This is a genomic window from Pseudomonas libanensis, from assembly GCF_001439685.1.
Lineage (GTDB): Bacteria > Pseudomonadota > Gammaproteobacteria > Pseudomonadales > Pseudomonadaceae > Aquipseudomonas > Aquipseudomonas libanensis.
This window is the reverse complement of the sequence record NZ_JYLH01000013.1, coordinates 1-24206: the sequence shown is the minus strand read 5'-3', so window position 1 is coordinate 24206 and position 24206 is coordinate 1. Positions and strand designations below refer to the sequence as shown.

General features: G+C 59.0%; 17 protein-coding genes, 4 tRNA genes and 1 riboswitch. Of the genes, 16 read left to right on the top strand and 5 right to left on the bottom strand.

The window, feature by feature from the left end; all coding sequences use genetic code 11:
• Position 1: 1 nt before the first annotated feature.
• Entirely contained in the window at positions 2-5059 is a 5058-nt protein-coding gene (locus TU73_RS19560; RefSeq protein WP_057013608.1) for a leucine-rich repeat domain-containing protein, read from the bottom strand.
• Between the two features lie 299 nt (positions 5060-5358).
• Between TU73_RS19560 and TU73_RS19555 the strand changes: the two genes are divergently transcribed.
• The 7 genes from TU73_RS19555 (at position 5359) to astE (ending at position 13198) form a co-directional block, all read left to right on the top strand.
• Positions 5359-6579, top strand: a complete 1221-nt coding sequence (locus TU73_RS19555) for an aspartate aminotransferase family protein (RefSeq protein WP_057013607.1) — start codon at positions 5359-5361, stop codon at positions 6577-6579.
• A gap of 198 nt (positions 6580-6777) precedes the next feature.
• Positions 6778-7797, top strand: coding sequence for an arginine/ornithine succinyltransferase subunit alpha (gene aruF / locus TU73_RS19550; protein ID WP_043050346.1), 1020 nt, complete (start codon positions 6778-6780; stop codon positions 7795-7797).
• A 59-nt stretch (positions 7798-7856) separates the two neighbouring features.
• Entirely contained in the window at positions 7857-8882 is a 1026-nt protein-coding gene (gene astA / locus TU73_RS19545; RefSeq protein ID WP_005790626.1) for an arginine N-succinyltransferase, read from the top strand.
• Positions 8879-10348, top strand: a complete 1470-nt coding sequence (astD, locus tag TU73_RS19540) for a succinylglutamate-semialdehyde dehydrogenase (RefSeq protein ID WP_162276341.1) — start codon at positions 8879-8881, stop codon at positions 10346-10348. Before astA ends, astD begins: the two co-directional genes overlap by 4 nt.
• 173 nt (positions 10349-10521) lie before the next feature.
• Positions 10522-11868 carry an N-succinylarginine dihydrolase gene (gene astB / locus TU73_RS19535; protein ID WP_057013605.1) on the top strand — a complete coding sequence of 449 codons (1347 nt, stop codon included), beginning with the start codon at positions 10522-10524 and terminating at the stop codon, positions 11866-11868.
• Positions 11869-11891: 23 nt separating this feature from the next.
• Positions 11892-12182, top strand: a complete 291-nt coding sequence (locus tag TU73_RS19530) for a hypothetical protein (protein WP_003214319.1) — start codon at positions 11892-11894, stop codon at positions 12180-12182.
• Positions 12183-12193: 11 nt separating this feature from the next.
• A complete protein-coding gene (gene astE, locus TU73_RS19525; protein WP_057013604.1) occupies positions 12194-13198 on the top strand; it encodes a succinylglutamate desuccinylase in 1005 nt (334 codons plus the stop codon).
• Between the two features lie 133 nt (positions 13199-13331).
• On the opposite strand, the gene TU73_RS19520 is transcribed toward astE, so the two are convergent.
• Positions 13332-13841 (bottom strand): 6,7-dimethyl-8-ribityllumazine synthase, encoded by a 510-nt coding sequence (locus TU73_RS19520; protein ID WP_032879834.1) that lies wholly within the window; start codon positions 13839-13841, stop codon positions 13332-13334.
• 113 nt (positions 13842-13954) lie between these two features.
• A riboswitch (FMN riboswitch) is annotated at positions 13955-14124 on the bottom strand.
• Positions 14125-14314: 190 nt separating this feature from the next.
• Here TU73_RS19520 and ltaE point away from each other — a divergent pair.
• The 8 genes from ltaE (at position 14315) to mgtE (ending at position 22065) form a co-directional block, all read left to right on the top strand.
• Positions 14315-15319: a low-specificity L-threonine aldolase gene (gene ltaE / locus TU73_RS19515; protein WP_057013603.1), complete on the top strand. Its 1005-nt coding sequence runs from the start codon at positions 14315-14317 to the stop codon at positions 15317-15319.
• Positions 15320-15465: 146 nt separating this feature from the next.
• Complete coding sequence (gene alaS, locus TU73_RS19510) at positions 15466-18084, top strand: alanine--tRNA ligase (RefSeq protein WP_057013602.1); 2619 nt, start codon at positions 15466-15468, stop codon at positions 18082-18084.
• A 95-nt stretch (positions 18085-18179) separates the two neighbouring features.
• Positions 18180-19421 carry an aspartate kinase gene (locus TU73_RS19505; protein ID WP_057013601.1) on the top strand — a complete coding sequence of 414 codons (1242 nt, stop codon included), beginning with the start codon at positions 18180-18182 and terminating at the stop codon, positions 19419-19421.
• A 175-nt stretch (positions 19422-19596) separates the two neighbouring features.
• On the top strand, positions 19597-19785 hold the full coding sequence (gene csrA, locus TU73_RS19500) for a carbon storage regulator CsrA (RefSeq protein WP_003175645.1): 189 nt from the start codon (positions 19597-19599) through the stop codon (positions 19783-19785).
• Between the two features lie 62 nt (positions 19786-19847).
• Positions 19848-19938, top strand: a tRNA-Ser gene (locus TU73_RS19495).
• Positions 19939-20046: 108 nt separating this feature from the next.
• A tRNA-Arg gene (locus tag TU73_RS19490) sits at positions 20047-20123 on the top strand.
• 72 nt (positions 20124-20195) lie between these two features.
• Positions 20196-20272: transfer RNA gene (locus tag TU73_RS19485), tRNA-Arg, on the top strand.
• Between the two features lie 350 nt (positions 20273-20622).
• The gene (mgtE, locus tag TU73_RS19480; protein ID WP_043050354.1) at positions 20623-22065 is read left to right on the top strand and encodes a magnesium transporter; all 1443 of its coding nucleotides are present in this window, start codon (positions 20623-20625) and stop codon (positions 22063-22065) included.
• Between the two features lie 103 nt (positions 22066-22168).
• Here the strand turns inward: mgtE and TU73_RS19475 are convergent, their stop codons facing one another.
• The 3 genes from TU73_RS19475 to TU73_RS29380 form a co-directional block, all read right to left on the bottom strand.
• Positions 22169-22495 carry an Arc family DNA-binding protein gene (locus tag TU73_RS19475; RefSeq protein ID WP_003193592.1) on the bottom strand — a complete coding sequence of 109 codons (327 nt, stop codon included), beginning with the start codon at positions 22493-22495 and terminating at the stop codon, positions 22169-22171.
• Positions 22496-22870: 375 nt separating this feature from the next.
• Positions 22871-23050, bottom strand: a complete 180-nt coding sequence (locus TU73_RS19470) for a PA3371 family protein (protein ID WP_057013600.1) — start codon at positions 23048-23050, stop codon at positions 22871-22873.
• A gap of 11 nt (positions 23051-23061) precedes the next feature.
• Positions 23062-23292 (bottom strand): hypothetical protein, encoded by a 231-nt coding sequence (locus TU73_RS29380; RefSeq protein ID WP_057013599.1) that lies wholly within the window; start codon positions 23290-23292, stop codon positions 23062-23064.
• A 328-nt stretch (positions 23293-23620) separates the two neighbouring features.
• On the opposite strand from TU73_RS29380, the gene TU73_RS19460 reads away from it, so the two are divergent.
• A tRNA-Arg gene (locus TU73_RS19460) sits at positions 23621-23697 on the top strand.
• Positions 23698-24206 lie beyond the last annotated feature (509 nt).

Genomic DNA, 24206 nt, shown 5'->3' with positions numbered 1-24206 from the left:
TCTACTCGTCCACGTCTGTTTCAGACGACTCGGTCGAAAGCTCGGGGTCGTGAATGTTCGCCGGGAGTTGAATGGCCTCCGGCACGCCGAAACTTACGGCCGTGCGGTTGTAGTAGCGGTGCAACATGATGAGCGTCGTCGGCGTGAAACGGTTGCCACTCAGGTCGAAACCGTCAGCCAGGTCAGGGTTCACTTCCAGGATATCGCTGGGGAGCATGGAAATCTGGTTGTCGCTCAAGTTCAGTTGACTGAGTGATCGCAGATTGAAGGTTCCGTGGGGCGCTTGGGTGAGGCCGCAGTTTTCGATCAGCAATGTGGTTAACCTGGGCATCTTGCTGACGTCGGGGGTGATTTCCAGTGAGTTGTCACTCAGGTCCAGGTATTCCAGGTTTTCCAGGCCGCTCAAGGCATCAGCGCTGGTGGGTGTCAAGCGGATATGACTTCGCGACAGACTGAGTGTCTTGAGCTTCGGCAGTTGGAACACTTCGTATGGAATATCCGACAAAGCATAGCGATGGATCAGCAGGCTCTCCAGATTGGGGAAGCATTTGAGGAAGCCGACGGGGATGGACGTGGTTTCTTCGCCCCTCAGGTCCAGTTTCGAAACATGGTTGAACTTGGCATTCAACTGCGGCAGATCGCCCAGAACGGGCAGTGTCGAGACCAGTTCATGTGTGTCTGCCGGTGTTGTACGCGTGGTATCCAGGGGCGTTTCCCGTCGCCAGCACGTCTCAAGCAAGGCCTTGAACTGTTGGCGCAGCACCTGTTGTTGCGCTTGTGCCTGTTGCTCCAGCGGGGCGTTGGTGCGTGGGTGCTGTTGCGGTACGTCCACGGCCCATTGTTCAAGGTCGGTTTGCAGGCGCTCATAGTCTGCCTTCAGGTGCACGAGTTGCGGCAGGGACTCGTCCAGGCTGCCGGGGAGTCCGAAAATGAACCGGCTGGCTTCGCGGTCGGTGAAGCTCGGATAAAGCTGATGAACCAGGCGGCGTTCGTCGACGTCGGCGTCTACGCCAAAATGTTCGCCGGTGTTCTGGCAATAAGTTTTTACCTTCTTCAAGGTCGTAGGCGTGATGGTGGAGTTACCCGTGAGGTCAAACGCCCTGGCGTCTTCACTGCTCAGGGCGAACAGGGCATCGGGCAAGGTCTGCAAGGCGTTGTCGCTGAGGTTGGCATGCACCAGTTGAGGGCGGTCAACCAGGCCGGCGGGGAACTGGCTGATACCTGTCTGGCTGAGGTCCAACCGCTGCAGCTGGGCCATGCGCTCAACGTTGGGGGCCAGTTCCAGTGGGTTGTTGGACAGGTCCAAGGTTTTCAGTTCCCGCAGGGCGCCAAGGCTGGCTCGGCTTTGCTCGATCAGGCGAAGGCCGCAGTTGCGTAGTGTCAGTGTGTTGAGATTGGGCAGTGTCGTGAGTTCATTCGGCAGTGTTGTGAGCTTGATGTCACGGATACTCACGCCGCGCAGGCTGGGAAAGCGTGCCAGGAAGCCAGGTACGCCTTGGGTGCCGGGATAGCCGCTCAGTTCCAGGTAGGTGATGGTGGGGAAGTTGGCATTGAGTGGCGGCAGCTCGCCATAGACCGGCCAGGTGAGGTCCAACATGTTTCCGCGCGCGTCGGGATTGTAGTGGTCTACCGGGGTTTCGTGGCGCCAGGCACGGATCAGTTGTTGTTTCCAATGCCAGCGATTTTGCTGTTCGGCGATGATCAGGTCTGTGTTTATCGGCAATTGGGTACCGAGCAGGGTGCGTGGCGGGTTGAGGTGCCAGGCCGTCAGGTTGGTCTCCATTTGTAAAAATTCCCGCTGCATGTGCTGAAGCCTGCGCAAGGTCGATGGGGTCTGAGTGCGCAGGAACGCGAGCGCCTCGGCCACCTGATCCGGACGCAGGTTGGGGTACAGCTCATGCAGCAACTGGCTTTCCAACGCCTCTTGCCCACTGCTGCCCGGCGCGGATTGACTCGCTTCATAGCCCTCCATACCGCCAGGCAGGCGCATTTTCCTGGGGTCAAAGGAGGGTTTGCGCACGGGAACCTCGGCCAACAGCTTGCCCAGTGCTTCTCGTGGCAGGGCATGTTCGAGCAGCGTTTGTCTGAGCAGGGGGCCTTGACCGATATGAATGCCCAGGGCGTCTCGCTGCGCGTCGGGAAGAGCCTGAAGAACGGCCGTGTAGAAGTCGGTCTCTGCGAGCAGTGCGCCCTTGTCGCCTTCGGGAATGAAATCGCCTTCTATGGTGCGTACCAGTACACGCTGGATCGCGGCCTGAGGGCGGCCGATGGCGTCGCGTACCTTGCCGGTACGGCTGAAGTCGGTTATTTCAAGGCGCACTTGGGCGGACCAGCCTGGCAGGTTCTCCAATGAGTGCAGGGCGAGCCGGTGCGTGTCGTTGTTTTCCAGAGCGTCCATATGCAACCCCTCAAGCGCCCGATTGACTCTGACTTCATGGGCAGCCCAGCGGGCTCGATCGATCAGCTGCATTGGCAAGGTGCCTTGGTCGATGTCCAACAGCTCTTGGCCGGTGGCTGTGCGCAGGACCTCTTCAGCCGCGCTGGTGGGCAGGCCGGGTGCGGTGTCGATGATTTTTTGCACGCGTGCATCCCGGGCCAACTCCAGTCCGCAGTAGCGAGCGTCAAACAGCGAGGCGCGTTTTTCCTGGGCCTGGCGCGCCAGTTTTTTGCGCAAGGTGGCGGCGCGCACGTGCAGTTGCAGGCTGGGGCCGCCGAACTCTTCTTCCAGCAGGGTTTTGCGTTCTGCTTCGTCAAGGGTTTCCAGCAGGGTTTTCAGCAGGTCGCCATTCTTTACTTGCGCTTCATGTATTTGTGCCACAGCGGCATCAGATCGGCCCTGGTGTTCCCATACGGTTTCGCCCTTGGCGTTGAGCAGCCGCAGGGTTTTGGATTCAGGCCACAGGGCGGTCTGGCTCAGCAGCCATAGCTGCGTCTGGTGATCGGCTTGCTGGTATTGCGTTGGATCATCGCTGTTCATCTGGTCGATGAAGTCTTGCAACTGCTGGTCGATGTTGACGCGCTTGAGGGTGTCGGCCAGCAGAGGAGGCGCCGGCTCGCGATCCATATACATCTTGCGCAGGGCGGCTTCATCGGTGCCGCTGATAACAAGAGCCTGCTCAAGGCGTGCATCGCTGAGCCTGTCGGCGGGCGGCCCGAGGCGGCGCAACAGGGTGGTGCGGTCCCAGGTCAGTGGCTGATCCAGCTCTGTCACCCAGGCACCTTTGCCATTGCCGGTGATGCGCGGCTGATAGGCGTGGGCGCGCGTGGGGTGCCGCAGGAAAGCGCTACCTTCTTGCTGCTCGACGGCAAAATACTGCCCGTCGCGTGGCAGCAGCTGTTTGTCCTGGTGGCCGTGCAACCCCTTGTCGTTGGGACGTGATTCGGCGGTCAGCTGTATATCGTGGGAGTAGGGTTGCAGATCAGGGTTCCACAGGCGAGTTTTACCGTCATCAGAGGTGACGGGCTTAAGTCTGTCGAAGAAGTCCCATAATTCTTTGGGCAATGCCTGTCGCAGCAACCCTTGCGCGATGGGCGCACCGACCACGAACATGCCCAGCTGGAGCATTTGTTCGGTGATCGACATCAAGTGCCCGAGCGCTTGTTTCTTCAGCCCTTCGGCCCAGTCGACAATGCCTTCGAAGGTATCATCGAGCAGTTGATAGGCGGTGTAGCCGAGCATCAGCGCGCCCAGCGGTGGAACCAGGGGTGTTGCGATAAACGCGGCGATTTCCAGCAGGGTTTCACCGATTTTCTTCAAGCTCTCCCAGCGTTGCCACCGCGCCTTGCTGTCGGCGTCGGCGGTGGGTACGGCACTGGTGCGCGCGTCATTGAGCAGTTGGTTGAGTTTGGCCTCGTACAAGTGCTCGAACAGGTCACCCTGGGTTTTCGCGGCTGAAAATTGCAGGTTCGGTTTGGCGGAGGGCTTGTCGCGCCAGGTCGGTCGCGCGTCGCCGGGGGCATGCTGATGCCAGACCACTTGGGACAGCCGGCTATTGAGGTCAGCCAGGAAGTAGCCGCGATGCTCGTGGCTGACGAAACGGCTGAAAAACTGCTGGTAGTCGGCGCTGCGCAATTTGCCGGTGAGGTCCTGCATGAACGCCATGCCATTGGGGTAGTACTTGAACGGGCTCTGAGGGTCGCCGGGGATGTAGGCGACCATGGGAACTGCAGTGCGGTGCAGCTCCAGGTCGGCGGCGAACAGCACCATGCCGGTGAGCGGTGCGCCCATCAGGCTCAGGTCATGACTGAGCAGTGGTTTGCCCTCGAGCATCATGCCCTCCAGGCCAGCCAATTGGCGATCGAGCAAATGAAACACCGAGTCACTCACATCCTTCTTCAATCGCGCCATATGCAAGGCGGCCCGCGCATCGGCTTTGAGGTTCTGGGTGACTTTGTTGCGCAGCGCGGCCTTGAGCACGGCGTCTTCGAAACCGAAAAAACGTTTGAGATAGCGTTGGTATTGTTTGCCGATGTCCAGTTCGCGGCACAGCTTGATGAAGGGGGCAATGCCGATCTGGGCTTTCACCTTCGGTAGGGTGCTGAATTGACCGGAGTCGGAGATTTGGGTGATGAACGTCGAGTCCACGGTGTAGGCGTTTTCTTCGGCTTCGGCGGTGTCGAAGTTATGCAGGGCAGCCTGTACCAGTGATACGTTCCAGGTTTTGACGGCTGCGGTGGGTAGGGCAAGCAGCGGCGTATTCAAGGGCGTGTAGAGCCGCAGGTAAGTGGCCGCGACATCGGCTTCTGCGCCAAAGCGCTGCCGGAGCGCTTGTTGCAGTAAGGGTGTGGCAAATTCCTCAGGTGTCTGCAGCGTTGCCAGGGCGGTGTCCACCCGGTTCTGTGCCTCCCAGCTTGCGGCCACCGCCAGTTTGAGCGGAGCCTGCTGCTGGCGTCGGGTGTCGATATGCCAGTCGACGAAGAGGGGGGTAGTCTCTTTCAGGGCCTGGCGCCTGGCGCTTGAAGCGTTGCCCAGCCATTGCGGCAACGCCGCGGGGAGGCTGGCGGGTGCACTGTTTGTGGCGAGTATGAGGTGTTGCGCGAGCAGAGTGGGGGTGGACACGTGGCTGATCCTTCAATGAGTCGAGTCAACGTCATCAGAGCAAGCCTGAGCGTGCACTAAGGCGCAGATAGTTATTGCCCACGGCAAAATCAGCGGTCCGTGCCCCTGCCTCTCCGGCGACACACCGTTTAAACTGCGCCATTGCGACGCAATTTGTCGCATTGGCGTAAACCCAGGAAAATCGCGGGTTGGCGCTATAAGAAGTTGTCGCTTGGCGGCAAGGCCGCGCTGAAAACTGTCCTTACAATCCCTGCATCGCCCGCCAGTTCCAGGCAGGCGTTCCTCTTCAGGAGACTACGATGTCCGTTGAGCAAGCCCCGGTGCAACGTGCCGATTTCGACCAGGTCATGGTGCCCAACTATGCACCTGCCGCCTTCATTCCCGTGCGTGGCGCAGGTTCGCGTGTTTGGGACCAGGCCGGTCGCGAGCTGATCGACTTTGCCGGCGGCATCGCGGTTAACGTATTGGGCCACGCCCACCCGGCGCTGGTCGGGGCATTGACCGAACAGGCCAACAAGCTGTGGCATGTCTCCAACGTATTCACCAATGAGCCGGCCCTGCGCCTGGCCCATAAGCTGATCGACGCCACCTTTGCCGAACGTGTGTTCTTCTGCAACTCCGGCGCCGAGGCCAACGAGGCCGCGTTCAAGCTGGCCCGTCGCGTGGCGTTCGATCGTTTCGGCACTGAAAAGTACGAGATCATCGCCGCGCTGAACAGCTTCCACGGCCGTACCCTGTTCACCGTCAACGTCGGCGGTCAGTCGAAGTACTCTGACGGCTTCGGGCCTAAAATTACCGGGATCACCCACGTTCCTTATAACGACCTGGCTGCGTTGAAAGCCGCCGTATCGGACAAGACCTGCGCCGTGGTGCTGGAGCCGATCCAGGGCGAGGGCGGTGTACTGCCGGCCGAACTGGCCTACCTGCAAGGCGCCCGTGAGCTGTGCGACGCCAACAACGCGCTGCTGGTATTCGACGAAGTGCAGACCGGCATGGGCCGCAGCGGCCACCTGTTTGCCTACCAGCACTACGGCGTGGTGCCGGACATCCTCACCAGCGCCAAGAGCCTGGGCGGCGGTTTCCCGATTGCGGCCATGCTCACCCGTGAAGACCTGGCCAAGCACCTGGTGGTCGGCACCCACGGCACTACCTACGGCGGCAACCCGCTGGCGTGCGCGGTGGCCGAAGCGGTGATCGACGTGATCAACACCCCCGAGGTGCTGGCTGGCGTCAACGCCAAGCACGACCTGTTCAAGGCGCGCCTGGAGCAGATCGGCAAGCAGTACGGCATCTTCACCGAGGTGCGCGGCATGGGCCTGTTGATCGGTTGTGTACTCAGCGATGCGTTCAAGGGCAAGGCCAAGGACGTGTTCAACGCCGCCGAGAAAGAGAACCTGATGATTCTGCAAGCCGGCCCGGACGTGGTGCGTTTCGCGCCGAGCCTGGTGGTGGAAGAGGCGGACATCAACGAAGGCCTGGATCGCTTCGAACGTGCTGTAAAAGCATTGACGCAAGCCTGATTGGCTTGACCGGGTCAAATGTGGGAGGGGGCTTGCCCCCGATAGCGGTGGGTCAGTCACTTGATTCATCAACTGACACACTGCTATCGGGGGCAAGCCCCCTCCCACATTGGAGTTGGCCCTACATGGGGATAGGTGTTGTTTTCAGGCCTGCCCGGTATTTTTTCCTATGAGTTTTTCGAGTTAAGGAGTGACACCATGCTGGTGATGCGCCCCGCGCAAATGGCTGATCTGGGCGAGGTACAGCGTCTGGCTGCGGACAGCCCGATTGGTGTCACCTCCTTGCCCGATGATGTGGAACGCCTGAGCGACAAGATCGCCGCCAGCGAAGCCTCCTTCGCGGCCGAGGTAAGCTTCAACGGTGAAGAGAGTTATTTCTTCGTGCTTGAAGATACCGAGACCGGCAAGCTCGCCGGTTGTTCGGCGATCGTCGCCTCGGCGGGTTACTCCGAGCCGTTCTACAGTTTCCGTAACGAAACCTTCGTGCATGCCTCCCGCGAGCTGAAGATCCACAACAAGATCCACGTGCTTTCCCAGTGCCATGACCTCACCGGCAACAGCCTGCTCACCAGTTTCTATGTGGTGCCGGAACTGGTCGGTTCGCCGTGGTCGGAGCTCAATTCCCGTGGTCGCCTGTTGTTTGTCGCCAGCCACCCCGAGCGCTTTGCCGACTCGGTGGTGACCGAGATTGTCGGCTACAGCGACGAGAACGGTGATTCGCCGTTCTGGGACGCCATCGGGCGCAACTTCTTCGACCTCAACTATGCCGCCGCCGAGCGCCTGTGCGGGCTGAAAAGCCGTACCTTCCTCGCCGAGCTGATGCCCCATTACCCGATCTACGTGCCGCTGCTGCCGGACGCAGCGCAGGAAGCCATGGGCCAGGTACACCCGCGTGCACAGATCACCTTCGATATCCTCATGCGTGAAGGCTTCGAGACCGATCACTACATCGACATCTTCGACGGTGGCCCGACCTTGCACGCAAAGGTTTCGGGCATTCGCTCGATTGCCCAGAGCCGCGTGGTGCCGGTGAAAGTCGGCGAGATGATCAAGGGCGTCGGCCGCCAGTACCTGGTGAGCAACGCGCAGTTGCAGGACTACCGTGCGGTGATGTTGGAACTGGACTACGCGCCGGGCAAACCGGTGATCCTGGACCTTGCAACCGCTGAAGCCCTGGGCGTCGGCGAAGGCGCGAGTGTGCGTCTGGTTGCAGTTTAAGCGCCGGTATAAACAGAGTTTCGCGGGTGGCTGTAAAGCGACCCGTTCGAGGAGATAGCATGATCGTTCGTCCCGTACGCAGCAGCGATTTACCAGCCCTGATTGATCTGGCGCGCAGCACCGGCACCGGCCTCACCACCTTGCCGGCCAACGAAGAGCGCCTGACCCACCGGGTTGGCTGGGCGGAAAAAACCTTTCGCGGCGAAGCCGGGCGCGGCGATGCCGACTACCTGTTCGTGCTGGAAAACGACGAAGGCCGCGTGGTGGGGATTTCCGCCATTGCGGGTGCCGTTGGCCTGCGTGAGCCCTGGTACAACTTCCGGGTCGGGCTGACCGTCAGCGCGTCCCAGGAACTGAATATCTACCGTGAGATACCGACGCTGTTCCTGGCCAACGACCTCACCGGCAATTCCGAATTGTGCTCGTTGTTCCTGCACGCCGATTACCGCAATGGCCTCAACGGTCGAATGCTGGCCAAGGCGCGCATGTTGTTTATTGCCGAATTCCCGCAACTGTTCGGCAACAAGATCATTGCCGAGATGCGCGGAGTGTCCAACGACGCCGGACGTTCGCCGTTCTGGGAAAGCCTGGGCCGGCACTTCTTCAAGATGGAGTTCAGCCAGGCCGACTACCTCACTGGGGTGGGCAACAAAGCGTTTATCGCCGAGCTGATGCCGAAGTTTCCGTTGTACAGCTGCTTTCTTTCCGAGGACGCGCGCAATGTCATCGGTAAGGTGCATCCGGACACCGAACCGGCGCTGAGCATGCTCAAGAGCGAAGGCTTCAGCTACCAGGGCTATGTCGACATTTTTGACGCCGGCCCGGCGGTGGAGTGTGAGACCAGCAAAATCCGCGCGGTGCGCGACAGCCAGTCACTGGTATTGGCCATCGGCACGCCGGGGGACGATGCCACGCCGTTCCTGATTCATAACCGCAAGCGTGAAGAGTGCCGTATTACCGCCGCTCCAGCTCGCCTGGCCGCAGGCACCCTGGTGGTCGATCCGCAGACCGCCAAGCGCCTGCAACTGGTGGTGGGGGATCAAGTACGTGCTGTTCCGTTGTCCGCTGCTCGGGAGTCGAAATAATGAATTCGTTGTATATCGCAGGTAGCTGGCTGGCCGGCCAGGGTGAACTGTTTGAATCGCGCAACCCGGTGACCCAGCAGGTGCTGTGGGCCGGCAATGGCGCCACCCTCGAACAGGTCGAGTCCGCCGTGCAGGCCGCGCGCCAGGCATTCCCGGCCTGGGCCAGGCGCCCGCTGGAAGAACGCATCCGTGTGCTGGAAACGTTCGCCGCCACGCTGAAAAGCCGCGCCGATGAAATCGCCCGTTGCATCGGCGAGGAAACCGGCAAGCCGCTGTGGGAGTCGGCGACTGAAGTCACCAGCATGGCCAACAAAATCGCGATCTCGGTACAGAGCTACCGCGAACGTACCGGCGAGAAGAGCGGCCCGCTGGGCGACGCCACCGCCGTGTTGCGCCACAAGCCTCACGGCGTGGTGGCGGTGTTTGGCCCTTACAATTTTCCCGGGCATTTACCCAACGGCCATATCGTCCCGGCGCTGCTGGCGGGCAATACTGTGCTGTTCAAGCCAAGTGAGCTGACCCCGAAAGTCGCCGAGCTGACCGTGCAATGCTGGGTCGAGGCCGGCTTGCCGGCGGGCGTGCTGAACTTGCTGCAAGGCGCGCGGGAAACCGGCATCGCCCTGGCGGCCAACCCTGGCATCGACGGCCTGTTCTTCACAGGCTCCAGCCGCACCGGCAATCATCTGCACCAGCAGTTCTCTGGGCGCCCGGACAAGATCCTGGCCCTGGAAATGGGCGGCAACAACCCGCTGGTCGTGGACGAAGTGGCCGATGTGGATGCGGCGGTCTACACCATCATCCAGTCGGCGTTTATCTCGGCGGGCCAACGTTGCACCTGCGCCCGTCGCTTGCTGGTGCCGGAAGGTGCCTGGGGCGATGCGTTACTGGCGCGGCTGGTGGCGGTCAGCGCGACCATTGAAGTGGGCGCATTCGACCAGCAACCGGCACCGTTCATGGGCTCGGTGATTTCCCTTGCCGCGGCCAAAGCGCTGATGGACGCGCAGGAACTGATGCTGGCCAATGGCGCCGTGGCGCTGCTGGAGATGACCCAGCCACAGGATCAAGCGGCTCTGCTCACCCCAGGCATTATCGACGTGACTGGCATGACCGAGCGCGAAGACGAAGAACTGTTTGGCCCGCTGTTGCAGGTGATCCGCTACGCTGATTTTGCCGCAGCGATCGCCGAGGCCAACAACACTCAATACGGCTTGGCCGCTGGGTTGTTGTCGGATTCCGAAGCGCGTTACCAGCAGTTCTGGCTGGAAAGCCGCGCCGGCATCGTCAACTGGAACAAGCAACTGACCGGCGCCGCCAGCACCGCGCCATTTGGTGGGGTAGGGGCGTCGGGCAACCATCGCGCCAGTGCATATTACGCGGCGGATTATTGCGCGTACCCGGTGGCGTCGCTGGAGACTCCAAGCCTGGTCGTGCCAGCCACGCTGACCCCCGGCATAACGCTGAAGTAAGGGTGACACGATCTAATGTGGGAGCTGGCTTGCCTGCGATGGCATCACCTCGGTTTGCCTGAAAGACCGAGTCGCCTGCATCGCAGGCAAGCCAGCTCCCACACCGGGTCGGGTTAACAGATATAGACCTGTAGTTGATGCCTATAAAAACAGATGTTCGTGGAGCCTCGCCGATGAAATCCTGTGAAGTCAATTTTGACGGTCTAGTGGGGCCGACCCATAACTACGGCGGTTTGTCCTTCGGCAACGTCGCATCCCAAAGCAACAGCCAGCAGTCTTCCAACCCGAAGGAAGCGGCGTTGCAGGGCCTGCAGAAAATGAAAGCCCTGATGGACATGGGGTTTGTGCAAGGTGTGTTGGCCCCTCAGGAACGTCCGGACGTGGCCGCGTTGCGCAACCTCGGTTTCAGTGGCACTGACGCCCAGGTGATTCAGCAGGCGGCCAAGCAGGCCATGCCGTTGCTGGTAGCTAGTTGCTCGGCATCCAGCATGTGGGTAGCCAACGCCGCCACCGTCAGCCCAAGCGCCGACACCGCAGACGGCCGTGTGCATTTCACTGCCGCCAACCTCAATTGCAAATACCACCGCAGCATCGAGCACCCCACCACCAGCCGCGTGCTGGGGGCGATGTTCGCCGACGGCAAGCATTTCGCTCATCACGCCGCCTTGCCGGCCGTGGCGCAATTTGGCGATGAAGGTGCGGCCAACCACACGCGTTTCTGCCGTGAGTACGGTGAGGCGGGCGTCGAGTTTTTCGTGTTCGGCCGCAGTGCCTTCGACCCCCGCTACCCGGCCCCCCAGAAGTACCCGGCGCGCCAGACCCTTGAAGCGTCCCAGGCGGTCGCGCGCCTGCACGGCCTGAAGGATGACGGTGTGGTCTACGCCCAGCAGAACCCGGCGGTGATCGATGCCGGCGTGTTCCACAACGATGTCATCGCGGTAGGTAACGGCGAGGTGCTGTTCTATCACGAGGACGCATTCCTCAACACCGAACAGATGCTCGCCGAGCTGCAAGCCAAGTTGGGCAAGCTGGGCGGCAACTTCCAGTCCGTCTGTGTGCCCCGTGCCCAGGTCAGTGTCGAGGACGCGGTGCGCTCCTACCTGTTCAACAGCCAGTTGCTGACCCGCCCTGACGGTTCGATGCTGCTGATTGTGCCGGAAGAGTGCCGCGCCAATGAGCGCGTGTGGCAATACCTGCAGGGCTTGACCGCCGCCGGAGGGCTGATCCGCGAGGTCAAGGTCTTCGACCTCAAGCAAAGCATGCAGAACGGTGGTGGACCGGCATGCCTGCGTCTGCGCGTGGCATTGAACGAAACCGAACTGGCAGCGGTGAATCCAGGCGTTATCATGACGGCGCCGTTGTACGACACGCTGACCCAATGGGTCGACAAACACTACCGCGACAGCCTGCGCGAAACCGACCTGGCTGACCCGCAGTTGCTGCTTGAGTGCCGGACGGCACTGGATGAACTGACGCAAATCCTTAAACTGGGCTCGGTTTATCCTTTCCAGATCAATTAACGCCGTACGGCTGAGAACTATTTATGACCACCGACACCCTGAAACTGATCCTTGAAGATACCGACGGCACCCAGCTGGAAACGTCCTGCACTCGCGTTGCCGTGGTGTGGCAGGGCAAGGAGATCTGGATCCAGCACGACGGTCGTGGCCAACTGCTGATCGGTGTGGATGTGGAAGAGGGCGACGCCGAGTACGCCAACCTGCTGATGCGCCCATTGGCCACCAACCTGATGAGCCTGCAACTGGAAATGGAACCGGCCGACGTTGAAGGTGATGACGACGATCACGTCCATGGCCCAGGCTGCAACCACTAAGGAAGCTGCTTATGCTCGCCCTCGGCAAACTGCTTGAACTGACCCTCGCCGGTCGTGAACCGGCGCAAAAAATTCAACTGACTGTCGACGGCGTGCAGATGCGCTGGCTCAGTGAGGGCGCGCTTGAAGTGCGCCCACCTGAGGCGCGTGACAATGGCAGCGACCTGCTGCTGTCGTCCGGCATCCATGGCAACGAGACCGCTCCGATCGAGTTGCTCGACCGCCTGTTGCATGGTATTGCCCGCGGGGAGATCAAGCCCCGCACCCGTATTCTGTTCCTGTTCGGCAACCCCGAGGCCATGCGTCGCGGTGAGCGTTACCTCGAACTGGACGTCAACCGGTTGTTCAACGGCCGGCATGAAAAAAACATCGGCCCCGAAGCCATGCGCGCCGCCGAGCTTGAACAACTGGCCCGAAGCTTTTTCAGCCTGCCAGGTCGTTCACGCCTGCACTACGACCTGCACACCGCGATTCGTGGCTCAAAGATCGAGCAGTTTGCCCTTTACCCGTGGAAGGAGGGGCGCCAGCATTCACGTCGTGAACTGGCACGCCTGAGCGCAGCCGGGATGCAAGCGGTGTTGTTGCAGAACAAAACCTCGATCACCTTCACCGCCTATACCTACGAGCAGTTGGAAGCCGAGGCCTTCACCCTCGAACTGGGCAAGGCGCGGCCGTTCGGGCAGAACGAAGGCGTGGACGTGTCACGCCTGGAAACTCGCCTGAAGCAGATGATTGAGGGCAGCGAGCCGGAGACTGACACCCTGGATGGCTTGCAACTGTTTGCCGTTTCCCGTGAAGTCATCAAGCACAGCGATGCCTTCCTGATGCACCTGCCGGCGGACGTGGAAAACTTTTCGCCGCTGGAGCGGGGCTACCTGCTGGCCGAAGACGTGGCCAAGACCCGCTGGGTGATCGAGGAGGAGGGCGCCCGTATCATTTTCCCCAACCCGAAGGTGAAGAATGGTTTGCGCGCCGGGATATTGATCGTGCCAATCACGGATGCCGGCCTGGCCTAAGAGCCAAGGCTGGCTCGATCAAATGTGGGAGCTGGCTTGCCTGCGATAGCATCACCTGGGTATCACTGATACACCCAGGTGTCTGTATCGCAGGCAAGCCAGCTCCCACACTGGTTTGCGGTGAGGCTTGGATTTAGACCGCTACAGCGCGCGGCTCGCTACGACGGATCGCACGCACCTTGTGCAGGGTGTCGGCGCAGGTGCGCGCCGCTTCCTGGCCCTTGTGCACGAAGTGCTCGTAGAAGAACGTGGTGTGCTCGCTGCCGGCATGGAAGTGATGCGGCGTCAGGGACACCGAGAACACCGGCACTTCGGTTTCCAGTTGTACCTGCATCAGCCCGCTGACCACCGACTGTGCGACGAATTCGTGACGATAAATGCCGCCATCCACCACCAGGGCGGCGGCAACGATGCCGGCGTAACGGCCGGTCTTGGCCAGCAGCTTGGCGTGCAGGGGCAGTTCAAAGGCGCCGCCGACTTCAAAGAAATCGATGTCCGATTCCTGGTAGCCCTGGGCGATCATTTCAGCGAGGAAGCCTTTGCGCGATTGATCGACAATATCCTTGTGCCAGCAGGCCTGGATAAATGCGACGCGCTCGCCGTGATGGTTTTTGCTTTTGCTGTCGATTGCGGTGGGTTGCATGTTCTGACTCCTGTTTAAGAAAAAAACAGGGCGTTATGAATCGAATGGGATTTAAGGGTACGAACAACGTCGTCATGCAAGCATGAGGTCAGTGTGCGGCCCTTAGGTGCCAATCCCGTTCTCTCTTCATCCGGACTATGACCGTCGGCCCCGGGATCACACCGGGTCTGCTGACCTTGTCGCTGTCCCGCGTGAGCGGTTCGAGGCGTCAAGCGCTCGCGGGCTATGCACATTGCGTGCAATTACCGCCGGTGGGGAATTGCACCCCGCCCTGAGAACGTTGCCGCCAGAACCCTGGCGGCGGAGAGTTTTTAACATGGTTTTTCAAAAACTGCACGATTGCCGTATCGATAACTTATATCGGTTTGTTTGGTTGGTATTCGAATGAATGCAATAGGGGCTTGATATTCCGTGGCTTTGCCCGCAGTAATCACACACAAAAGGACTTATCCACTCCGTTAGAGGCCCCCTTCATGACCGTGATCGACCTGCGCAGCGATACCGTGACCCAACCCACCCCCGGCATGCTCGACGCGATGGCCAGCGCCGTCAGTGGTGATGACGTCTATGGTGAGGACCCCAGCGTCAACCGTCTGGAAGCCGAGTTGGCCAAGCGCCTTGGTTTTGCTGCGGCGTTGTTCGTGCCCACTGGCACCATGAGCAACCTGTTGGCGCTGATGGCCCACTGTGAGCGTGGCGAGGAATACATCGTCGGCCAGCAAGCCCACACCTACAAATACGAGGGCGGTGGCGCGGCCGTGCTGGGCTCGATTCAGCCACAGCCCTTGGAAGTACAGGCAGACGGCTCGCTCGATCTGGATCATGTGCTCGCAGCCATCAAACCCGACGACTTCCACTTTGCCCGCACGCGCCTGCTGGCGCTGGAAAACACTATGCAGGGCAAGGTGCTGCCGCTGGAGTACCTGGCCAAAGCCCGCGCCTTCACTCGTGAGCACGGCTTGGCCTTGCACTTGGACGGTGCGCGGATCTACAACGCTGCGGTCAAGCTGGGCGTCGATGCGCGGGAAATTGCCCAGCATTTCGATTCGGTGTCGGTGTGCCTGTCCAAGGGCCTCGGTGCGCCGGTCGGCTCGGTGTTATGCGGCTCTACGGCCTTGATCGCCAAGGCGCGGCGCTTGCGCAAGATGGTCGGCGGTGGCATGCGCCAGGCCGGCTCCCTGGCGGCGGCGGGGCTGTATGCCCTGGATCATCAGGTGCAGCGCCTGGCTGACGACCATGCCAACGCGCAATGGCTGGGGGATGAGCTGCGCAAGGTCGGTTACACCGTGGAGCCGGTGCAGACCAATATGGTGTATGTGCAGGTCGGTGACCGGTCGCAGGCCCTGAAAGCCTTTGCCGCCGAGCGCGGAGTCAAGTTGAGCGCCGCACCGCGTCTGCGCATGGTCACGCACCTGGACGTCAGTCGGGCTCAGATCGAGCAAGTGGTGCAGACATTCGTCGAGTTTTCGCGAAAATGACAGTGCAGGCCGTCTAATTGAGTGTTTCTATCACATAAACACGCTGTACCACCGGCAAAGGGCCGATATAATGCGGCCCTTTGCCGTCGCTCCGTCTGATGATGTTGCGCACTGGCCTTTGGCCGCAGCCTCCGTGGAAGAACCTAATGAAAAGCGCAGAAATCCGTGAAGCCTTCCTTCGCTTCTTCGAAGAGCAAGGCCACACCCGTGTAGCCTCCAGCTCATTGATCCCAAGCAATGACCCAACCCTGCTGTTCACTAACGCGGGGATGAACCAGTTCAAGGACTGTTTCCTGGGCCAGGAAAAACGCGCTTATACCCGCGCAGTCAGCAGCCAGAAGTGCGTACGCGCCGGTGGTAAGCACAACGATCTGGAAAATGTCGGCTACACCGCCCGTCACCACACCTTTTTCGAAATGCTCGGCAACTTCAGCTTTGGCGATTATTTCAAGCAGGACGCGATCAACTTTGCCTGGACCTTCCTGACCGGCGTATTGAAACTGCCGAAGGAAAAACTCTGGGTCACCGTCTACGCCACTGACGACGAGGCCTACGACATCTGGACCAAGCAAGTCGGTGTGCCGCCTGAGCGCATGGTGCGTATCGGCGACAACAAAGGCGCACCGTACGCGTCCGACAACTTCTGGACCATGGGTGACACCGGCCCATGCGGCCCCTGCACCGAGATCTTCTACGATCACGGCGCCGACATCTGGGGCGGCCCACCGGGTTCGCCGGAAGAAGACGGCGATCGCTACATCGAAATCTGGAACAACGTGTTCATGCAGTTCAACCGCACCGCCGATGGCGTGTTGCATCCGCTGCCGGCGCCGTCGGTAGACACTGGCATGGGCCTGGAGCGGATCAGTGCGGTGATGCAGCACGTGCACTCCAATTATGAAATCGACCTGTTCCAGAGCCTGCTGGCTGCCGCGGCCAAGGCCATCGGCTGCGCCAATGAAGACCAGGCGTCGCTGAAAGTGGTGGCTGACCACATCCGTTCCTGCGGCTTCCTGATTGCCGACGGCGTATTACCGTCCAACGAAGGCCGTGGCTACGTGCTGCGTCGCATCATCCGTCGCGCCTGTCGTCACGGTAACAAGCTGGGCGCCAATGGCAGCTTCTTCTACCAGATCGTGGCGGCCCTGGTCGCCGAGATGGGCGAAGCCTTCCCTGAACTCAAGCAGAACCAGGCGCACATCGAGCGCGTGCTCAAGGCCGAAGAAGAGCAGTTCGCCAAGACCCTGGAACAGGGCCTGAAAATCCTCGAGCAAGACCTCGCCAACCTGCAAGGCACCGTGGTGCCAGGCGACGTGGTATTCAAGCTCTATGACACCTACGGCTTCCCGATGGACTTGACCGGCGACATCGCCCGTGAGCGTGACCTGACCCTCGACGAGGAAGGTTTCGAGCTCGAGATGGAAGCCCAGCGTGTGCGTGCGCGTTCCGCCAGCTCTTTCGGCATGGATTACAACAGCCTGGTCAAAGTCGATGTGGCCACCGAATTCACTGGCTACAAGGCCACCAGCGGTTCGGCCAAGGTGGTTGCACTGTATAAGAACGGTCAGTCCGTCGACGTCTTGAATGAAGGCGACGATGGCGTGGTGGTGCTGGACCAGACGCCGTTCTATGCCGAGTCCGGTGGCCAGATCGGTGACTGTGGTTTCCTCAAGGCGAGCTCCGGTCGCTTCGACGTGCGTGACACTACCAAGACCGGCGGTGCGTTCCTGCACCACGGTGTATTAGCGTCGGGCAGTCTCACCGTAGGTTCCCCAGTGGAAACCCAAGTAGATGCGGATGTGCGCCATGCCACCTCGCTGAACCATTCGGCCACCCACTTGCTGCACGCGGCACTGCGCCAGGTGTTGGGCGAGCACGTCCAGCAAAAAGGGTCATTGGTCGACAGCCAGCGCCTGCGTTTCGACTTCAGTCACTTCGAAGCGATCAAGCCTGAGCAGATCAAGGCCCTGGAAGACATCGTCAACGCTGAGATTCGCAAGAACACTGCGGTGCAAACCGAAGAGACCGATATCGAGACTGCCAAGGCCAAGGGCGCCATGGCACTGTTCGGCGAGAAGTACGGCGACAGCGTGCGCGTACTGAGTATGGGTGGTGACTTCTCGGTGGAGCTGTGTGGCGGTATCCACGCCAACCGTACCGGCGATATTGCCCTGCTGAAAATTGTCAGCGAAGGCGGTGTGGCGTCCGGTGTACGTCGCATTGAAGCGGTCACCGGCGCTGCGGCCCTGGCCTATCTCAATGCGGCTGAAGAACAACTCAAGGAAGCGGCCACCTTGGTCAAGGGCAGCCGCGACAACCTGATCGACAAGCTGTCCGCCGTGCTGGAGCGCAACCGTGCGCTGGAGAAACAGCTGGAGCAGTTGCAGGCCAAGGCGGCTAGTGCTGCGGGCGACGACCTGTCAGCCTCGGCCGTGGACGTCAAGGATGTAAAAGTCCTGGCGGCGCGCCTGGACGGTCAGGACGGCAAAGCGCTGTTGGCCCTGGTCGATCAGTTGAAGAACAAGCTCGGCCGCGCAGTGATCCTGCTCGGCAGTGTCCATGAGGATAAGGTCGTTCTGGTTGCCGGTGTAACCAAGGACCTGACTGGCCAACTCAAAGCCGGTGATTTAATGAAGCAAGCCGCTGCGGCAGTGGGCGGCAAGGGTGGTGGTCGTCCGGACATGGCCCAAGGCGGTGGTGTAGACGCTGGGGCCCTGGACGCGGCCCTCGCCTTGGCCGTGCCGTTTGTCGAGGCAGGTATTTAAGGCACTGTTAATCGGCCCGTGGTCTAGTCACGGGCTTGTTCAGTGCGGGTGGATTGGATATTAGGCGCCCCTTTACGGGCTGAGGCGGCTTGGAAATGGCTTTGATCGTACAGAAATTTGGAGGCACCTCGGTCGGTTCTGTCGAAAGAATCGAGCAGGTCGCCGACAAGGTTAAGAAGTTCCGCGATGCCGGCGATGACCTGGTGGTGGTGCTGTCGGCCATGAGTGGCGAGACCAATCGGCTGATCGAACTGGCCAAGGCCATCAGCGGGGATCAACAGCCGCTGCCGCGTGAGCTGGATGTGATCGTGTCCACGGGCGAGCAGGTAACCATTGGGCTGTTGGCCATGGCGCTGAACAAACGTGGCGTGCCTGCGGTGTCCTACACTGGCAGCCAGGTACGCATCCTTACGGACAGCGCACATACCAAGGCGCGTATTCTGCAGATTGACGATCAGAAAATTCGTACTGATCTGAAAGCAGGGCGCGTGGTAGTTGTAGCGGGTTTCCAGGGCGTGGACGAGCAAGGCAACATCACTACCCTTGGCCGTGGCGGTTCGGACACCACGGGTGTGGCGCTGGCGGCAGCGCTCAAGGCTGACGAATGCCAGATCTATACCGATGTGGATGGCGTCTACACCACTGACCCGCGGGTTGTGCCAGTGGCCCAGCGCCTGGACAAGATTACCTTTGAAGAAATGCTGGAAATGGCCAGCCTGGGTTCCAAGGTGTTGCAGATTCGTGCGGTGGAGTTCGCCGGCAAGTACAACGTTCCGCTGCGCGTATTGCACAGCTTCAAGGAGGGTCCGGGCACCCTCATTACTATTGATGAAGAGGAATCCATGGAACAGCCGATCATTTCCGGCATCGCTTTCAATCGCGATGAAGCCAAGCTGACGATCCGTGGCGTGCCAGACACTCCGGGCGTGGCTTTCAAGATTCTCGGCCCTATCAGCGGCGCGAACATCGAAGTCGACATGATCGTGCAGAACGTTTCGCACGATAACACCACCGATTTCACCTTCACCGTGCATCGCAACGAGTACGATGCTGCGGAGCGGATCCTGCAGAACACCGCGAGCGAGATTGGCGCCCGTGAGGTGGTGGGTGATACCAAGATCGCCAAAGTGTCGATCGTGGGCGTGGGCATGCGTTCCCATGCTGGCGTTGCCAGCCGCATGTTCGAGGCGTTGGCCAAGGAGAGCATCAATATCCAGATGATCTCCACGTCGGAGATCAAGGTGTCTGTAGTGATCGAAGAGAAATACCTCGAGCTGGCTGTGCGTGCGCTGCACACCGCTTTTGAGCTGGACGCACCGGCCCGACAGGGCGAGTGATGTATAGCCAGAAAGGCGCGGTTTTACCGCGCCTTTCATTTTTTGTGGGGCGCGTGCTCTTTTGCGTGGGCTCGACAATACTTAGGCAGGTAGGGCTATGGCCTTTCGGTTGTAGGTCGAATGCCTTTTTTTTGCAGACTGTTGTTCCTGAACTGAAATGCGTGAGGAGAAAGGCATGCTGATTCTGACTCGTCGTTGCGCAGAAAGCCTGATTATCGGTGATGGCGAAATCACCGTGACCGTGCTCGGCGTCAAAGGCAATCAAGTACGTATCGGGGTTAACGCTCCGAAAGAGGTAGCGGTCCATCGCGAGGAAATCTACCTGCGGATCAAGAAAGAGAAGGACGAAGAACCAAGCCTTTAATTTTTATCGTTTTTTATGTTTGCAAACGGGGAAGAACGTGGTTAATATACGCCCCGTGTTGCGGAGAGCTGGCCGAGTGGCCGAAGGCGCTCCCCTGCTAAGGGAGTACACCTCAAAAGGGTGTCGGGGGTTCGAATCCCCCGTTCTCCGCCATTATTTGCTTAGTACGTTGCAATCTGGTTTTTTCGGTAAGTTGTTGAAAATACTCGAAAAAATAGCTTTACATAGAGATTGAACGGCCTATAATGCGCGGCAACAAATGCACTCGTAGCTCAGCTGGATAGAGTACTCGGCTACGAACCGAGCGGTCACAGGTTCGAATCCTGTCGAGTGCACCATTTAAGAGTCAGCTGCAGTAATGCAGGTGATTCGGTTTTAACCAGTTGTGATCTGGTCTAAAAACACAATCTGCACTCGTAGCTCAGCTGGATAGAGTACTCGGCTACGAACCGAGCGGTCACAGGTTCGAATCCTGTCGAGTGCACCATACAAACAAAAAGCCCGCCTAGTGCGGGCTTTTTGCCGTCTGGGGTTTGTGTAGGTTTTATCCCTCGATTCAATCTTTTTCTCCTGCCCATGTGTTTTCCCCTCCGTCTGTGGCGTCGCAGATCATGGACGTTAGCCAATGCTGAGCTTTGACGCGCAAGCACTTGTTCTTTCCAGTTTTTTAACGTTTAAAACTTCCGGGCGGTGTATCATGCGCCCGTCAGCTCCGCCGGGGCTTGTGGAATACCTCCATGGACTTACCCAGTAGTTACTCAGTACCCCGTTTTACCAATCATGAATTGACTGATTGATCCTTCCGGCGTGCCCCGCTGCTGGGAGTGGAGTTCGCCTATGACCGAAGTAGAAGTAAAGAAAACACAAGAAAGCCTGCAGGATCGCCTGGCTCAAGTGATCGAGCTGCTACAGCGCCAGCGCGTGGTCGAAGACCTTACGCACCGCCAGGAAGGTCCGAATCACGACCGCGTTGAAAACCTGGTTCACCGGCAAAACCTGGTCGAGTTGCAACGCAAGCTCGATGACCTGCACTCCGCCGACGTTGCCTATATTCTCGAAGCCCTGCCACTGGATGATCGACTGACCCTTTGGCAGTTGGTCAAGGCTGATCGCGACGGCGATATCCTTCTAGAAGTCTCTGATTCCGTTCGTGAAACCCTGATCGCCGACATGGACGATCATGAGCTCCTGGCTGCTGCCCGGGAGATGGATGCGGACGAACTTGCCGACCTGGCCCCTGAGCTGCCCCGTGACGTCGTCCATGAGTTAATGGAGGCGCTCGACTCGCAGCAGCGTGAGCGCGTGCGTTCGGCGCTGTCTTACGACGAGGATCAGGTTGGCGCGCTGATGGACTTCGAGATGGTCACCATCCGTGAAGACGTCAGCCTGGAAGTGGTGCTCCGTTACCTGCGCCGTCTCAAGGAACTGCCAGGTCATACCGACAAATTGTTTGTGGTCGACTACGAGGGGATTCTCAAGGGCGTACTGCCGATCAAGCGTCTGCTGGTCAACGATCCGGAAAAGAAAGTCGCAGACGTAATGGCCAGTGATCCGGTGAGCTTCCATCCGGATGAGGATGCTTATGATGCCGCCCAAGCGTTTGAGCGTTATGACTTGATCTCCGCGCCGGTTGTCGACAAGAACGGGAAGCTGATTGGTCGTCTGACTATCGATGAGATGGTCGACCTGATTCGTGAGGAAAGCGAAACAGAAGTCCTCAACATGGCGGGCCTGCGTGAAGAGGAAGATATATTTGCCTCGGTATGGCGCTCGCTGCGTAACCGTTGGGCCTGGTTGGCGGTCAACTTGATCACTGCGTTTATCGCCTCGCGAGTGATCGGTCTGTTCGAGGGTTCCATCGAAAAACTGGTGGCGCTGGCGGCGCTGATGCCGATCGTAGCGGGTATCGGCGGTAACTCCGGCAACCAGACCATTACCATGATCGTGCGTGCCATGGCCCTTGATCAGGTAAATACCGGCAACACCTCACGCCTGATGCGCAAAGAACTGGCAGTGGCGCTGATCAATGGCGTCGTCTGGGGTGGGGTGATTGGTATCGTCGCCTACCTGCTGTACGACAGTTGGTCCCTGGGTGTGGTCATGACCGCTGCGATGACTCTAAACCTCCTCCTGGCAGCGCTCATGGGCGTTCTGATTCCTATGACTTTGGCACGTCTTGGGCGTGACCCGGCGATGGGGGCCAGTGTGATGATCACGGCGATGACTGACAGTGGTGGCTTCTTTATCTTCCTGGGGCTGGCGACTATCTTCCTGCTCTGATTCCTTCCGGCGGGGGCAAATCTGCCCCCGTCCACGTCATGCCCTTCCAAATTCCGCGCAAAAAAAAGCCAGCACATGGCTGGCTTCGGCTTTCTGGTGTCAATCAATTGGCTTCTGCGGCTGCCTCGACGTCGTGTGCGATCAGCGAGACCAGGGCGTTTTGCTGGCGATGGGAGAGCTGACGAAAACGCTGCAGCAGTTCGCGTTCGTGCAGTGACAGCTCGGGGCTGTCCAGGCGCATGCTCAACTCTTCACCCAAGGCACCTTCCTGAATAAGGCTCTGTTCCAGGCGTGCGATGATTTCGGAGTTCATGCTGCGATGATGATTGCGAGCCACCTCGGCAATGCGTTCCCGCATTCCGTCTGGCAGACGTACGACGAACTTGTCAGCCGTACGGCTGGAATAAATTGCCTGTTTCAATGGGCGCATATATTTAACCGGTTAGTTCAGGGGAGCGGTTTTTGGAATTGGCCGCAAGATGAGTGTTAAGACAAGGCTCACGACCAAAGTTCAACCCGAATTGCAAAGAGGCCGCATCATGCCTCAGATTTGACATTTCATTGGCGTCAATTCTGTGACAAATATTGAACTGCCTACAGGCTTTATGCCAGCACTGATTTGCGTTTTTGCGGACTGGTTAGAAAACTTTTCGCAATCAGCTGAGGGTGGCGGATCTTCGCCCATGACTGTCCCGCGTCCGATTCGAAGGGCGCACACCCTAAGGAATATGGCCTTTTGCCCGTAAGCTTAAGACTAGTGGCAGTTTGCTTATTTGCTAATGTCAGGCGACATAAGGTAGGGATATCAGCGCAGGACAGGGTCGAATTTGATTCGACGGCCTACGATGAGCGTCAGGAGTAGCAGGGTGCCAAACACAGCGCTGGCGATAAAGGCAGGGGTTTGATCATCCTGGGTCGTTGAGGCCAAGCCGAGCAGTGTGGCGGCGAAAGTGAGGCAAAGTAATAGCCAGGCAAGCTTGGACATGAGCAGCGTTCTCAGAAAACCCAGTGTTCGGAGGCTGGCGCGCCTTGTGCGTCCTGGACCAATCTGACAGGTGACTGCGGCGTGGAGTTCATCACTGCGAGTTGAGGGCGTTGTTGCTGTTGAAGGTAATGCGGGGTCGCTTGGCTGATTTGCGAAGTGTCTTCGGTAGGCGATTGGAATTGGAGCATCACCAAGGCAGTTAATGCCACTGTATTAAGGCCTAGCAGAAGGGCGCTGTTCATGGTGGTCTACTCCGTGGATGCCTGGATCAATTGGTTTTTTGTAATAGAACCATTGCAGATGCCGTGCCAATATTTTATGCCAATAAAATCAATAGGTTAACTTTAGGTTCGGTCTCTTGGGCTTGCAGTTTGCAAGTATGGCATTTTGAAGGCAGTGCAATTTGCACGACCGATGCGTGGTGGCGGGAGGTCGGGTTGCAGTTGGCAATGCCACAAAGTATCTGCCTACAATCAAAAAGCCTGCGGACGACATGACAAAACCAGCCTTGGCCGTTAACATGCTCGCCGATCAACGCATGGCAGGCTTTTTGCGCTGACGGCAGTATTCGTCCCAGTAGCTCAATTGGATAGAGCATCCCCCTCCTAAGGGGAAGGTTGGCCGTTCGAACCGGCCCTGGGACACCATCCATGTTGCTAGCTCCTTGTTGCTAGCTCCTTCTGTTGTCGGTATTCGCCGATTTCGCCACTCAGACATTCCTTCTATATAGCTTTGGTTTATTACAAGCCTGAAGTCGCTTTCTATCGGCTGTCAGGTAGTTGAAGGGGGGGCTGTCAGGTTTTCGCAGGTGGATGATCGGACGATTCTGGCACTTCACCGAAGCGCACCTGTTTTCCTCTATAGGGAAGGGCTAGGAAATCGGGGGCAAATTAACAGTGCCGAAGGAATTTCATCTTTTTTGATTTAATGGCTTGACGCACATGCTGATACCTGTAGAATTCGCCTCCCGCTGATGAGAGATCAGAAGCGCAAGTGGTTGAAGTTGTTGAAGAAATCTTCGAAAGCTTCTGAAAATAATCACTTGACAGCAAATGAGGCTGCTGTAGAATGCGCGCCTCGGTTGAGACGAAAGATCTTAACCAACCGCTCTTTAACAACTGAATCAAGCAATTCGTGTGGGTGCTTGTGGAGTCAG

Coding starts and splice junctions, on each gene's coding strand:
- TU73_RS19555 (WP_057013607.1), top strand. CDS start 5,359: ATGTCCGTTGAGCAAGCCCCGGTGCAACGTGCCGATTTCGACCAGGTC.
- aruF (WP_043050346.1), top strand. CDS start 6,778: ATGCTGGTGATGCGCCCCGCGCAAATGGCTGATCTGGGCGAGGTACAG.
- astA (WP_005790626.1), top strand. CDS start 7,857: ATGATCGTTCGTCCCGTACGCAGCAGCGATTTACCAGCCCTGATTGAT.
- astB (WP_057013605.1), top strand. CDS start 10,522: ATGAAATCCTGTGAAGTCAATTTTGACGGTCTAGTGGGGCCGACCCAT.
- TU73_RS19530 (WP_003214319.1), top strand. CDS start 11,892: ATGACCACCGACACCCTGAAACTGATCCTTGAAGATACCGACGGCACC.
- astE (WP_057013604.1), top strand. CDS start 12,194: ATGCTCGCCCTCGGCAAACTGCTTGAACTGACCCTCGCCGGTCGTGAA.
- TU73_RS19520 (WP_032879834.1), bottom strand. CDS start 13,841: ATGCAACCCACCGCAATCGACAGCAAAAGCAAAAACCATCACGGCGAG.
- ltaE (WP_057013603.1), top strand. CDS start 14,315: ATGACCGTGATCGACCTGCGCAGCGATACCGTGACCCAACCCACCCCC.
- alaS (WP_057013602.1), top strand. CDS start 15,466: ATGAAAAGCGCAGAAATCCGTGAAGCCTTCCTTCGCTTCTTCGAAGAG.
- TU73_RS19505 (WP_057013601.1), top strand. CDS start 18,180: ATGGCTTTGATCGTACAGAAATTTGGAGGCACCTCGGTCGGTTCTGTC.
- csrA (WP_003175645.1), top strand. CDS start 19,597: ATGCTGATTCTGACTCGTCGTTGCGCAGAAAGCCTGATTATCGGTGAT.
- mgtE (WP_043050354.1), top strand. CDS start 20,623: ATGACCGAAGTAGAAGTAAAGAAAACACAAGAAAGCCTGCAGGATCGC.
- TU73_RS19475 (WP_003193592.1), bottom strand. CDS start 22,495: ATGCGCCCATTGAAACAGGCAATTTATTCCAGCCGTACGGCTGACAAG.
- TU73_RS19470 (WP_057013600.1), bottom strand. CDS start 23,050: ATGTCCAAGCTTGCCTGGCTATTACTTTGCCTCACTTTCGCCGCCACA.
- TU73_RS29380 (WP_057013599.1), bottom strand. CDS start 23,292: ATGAACAGCGCCCTTCTGCTAGGCCTTAATACAGTGGCATTAACTGCC.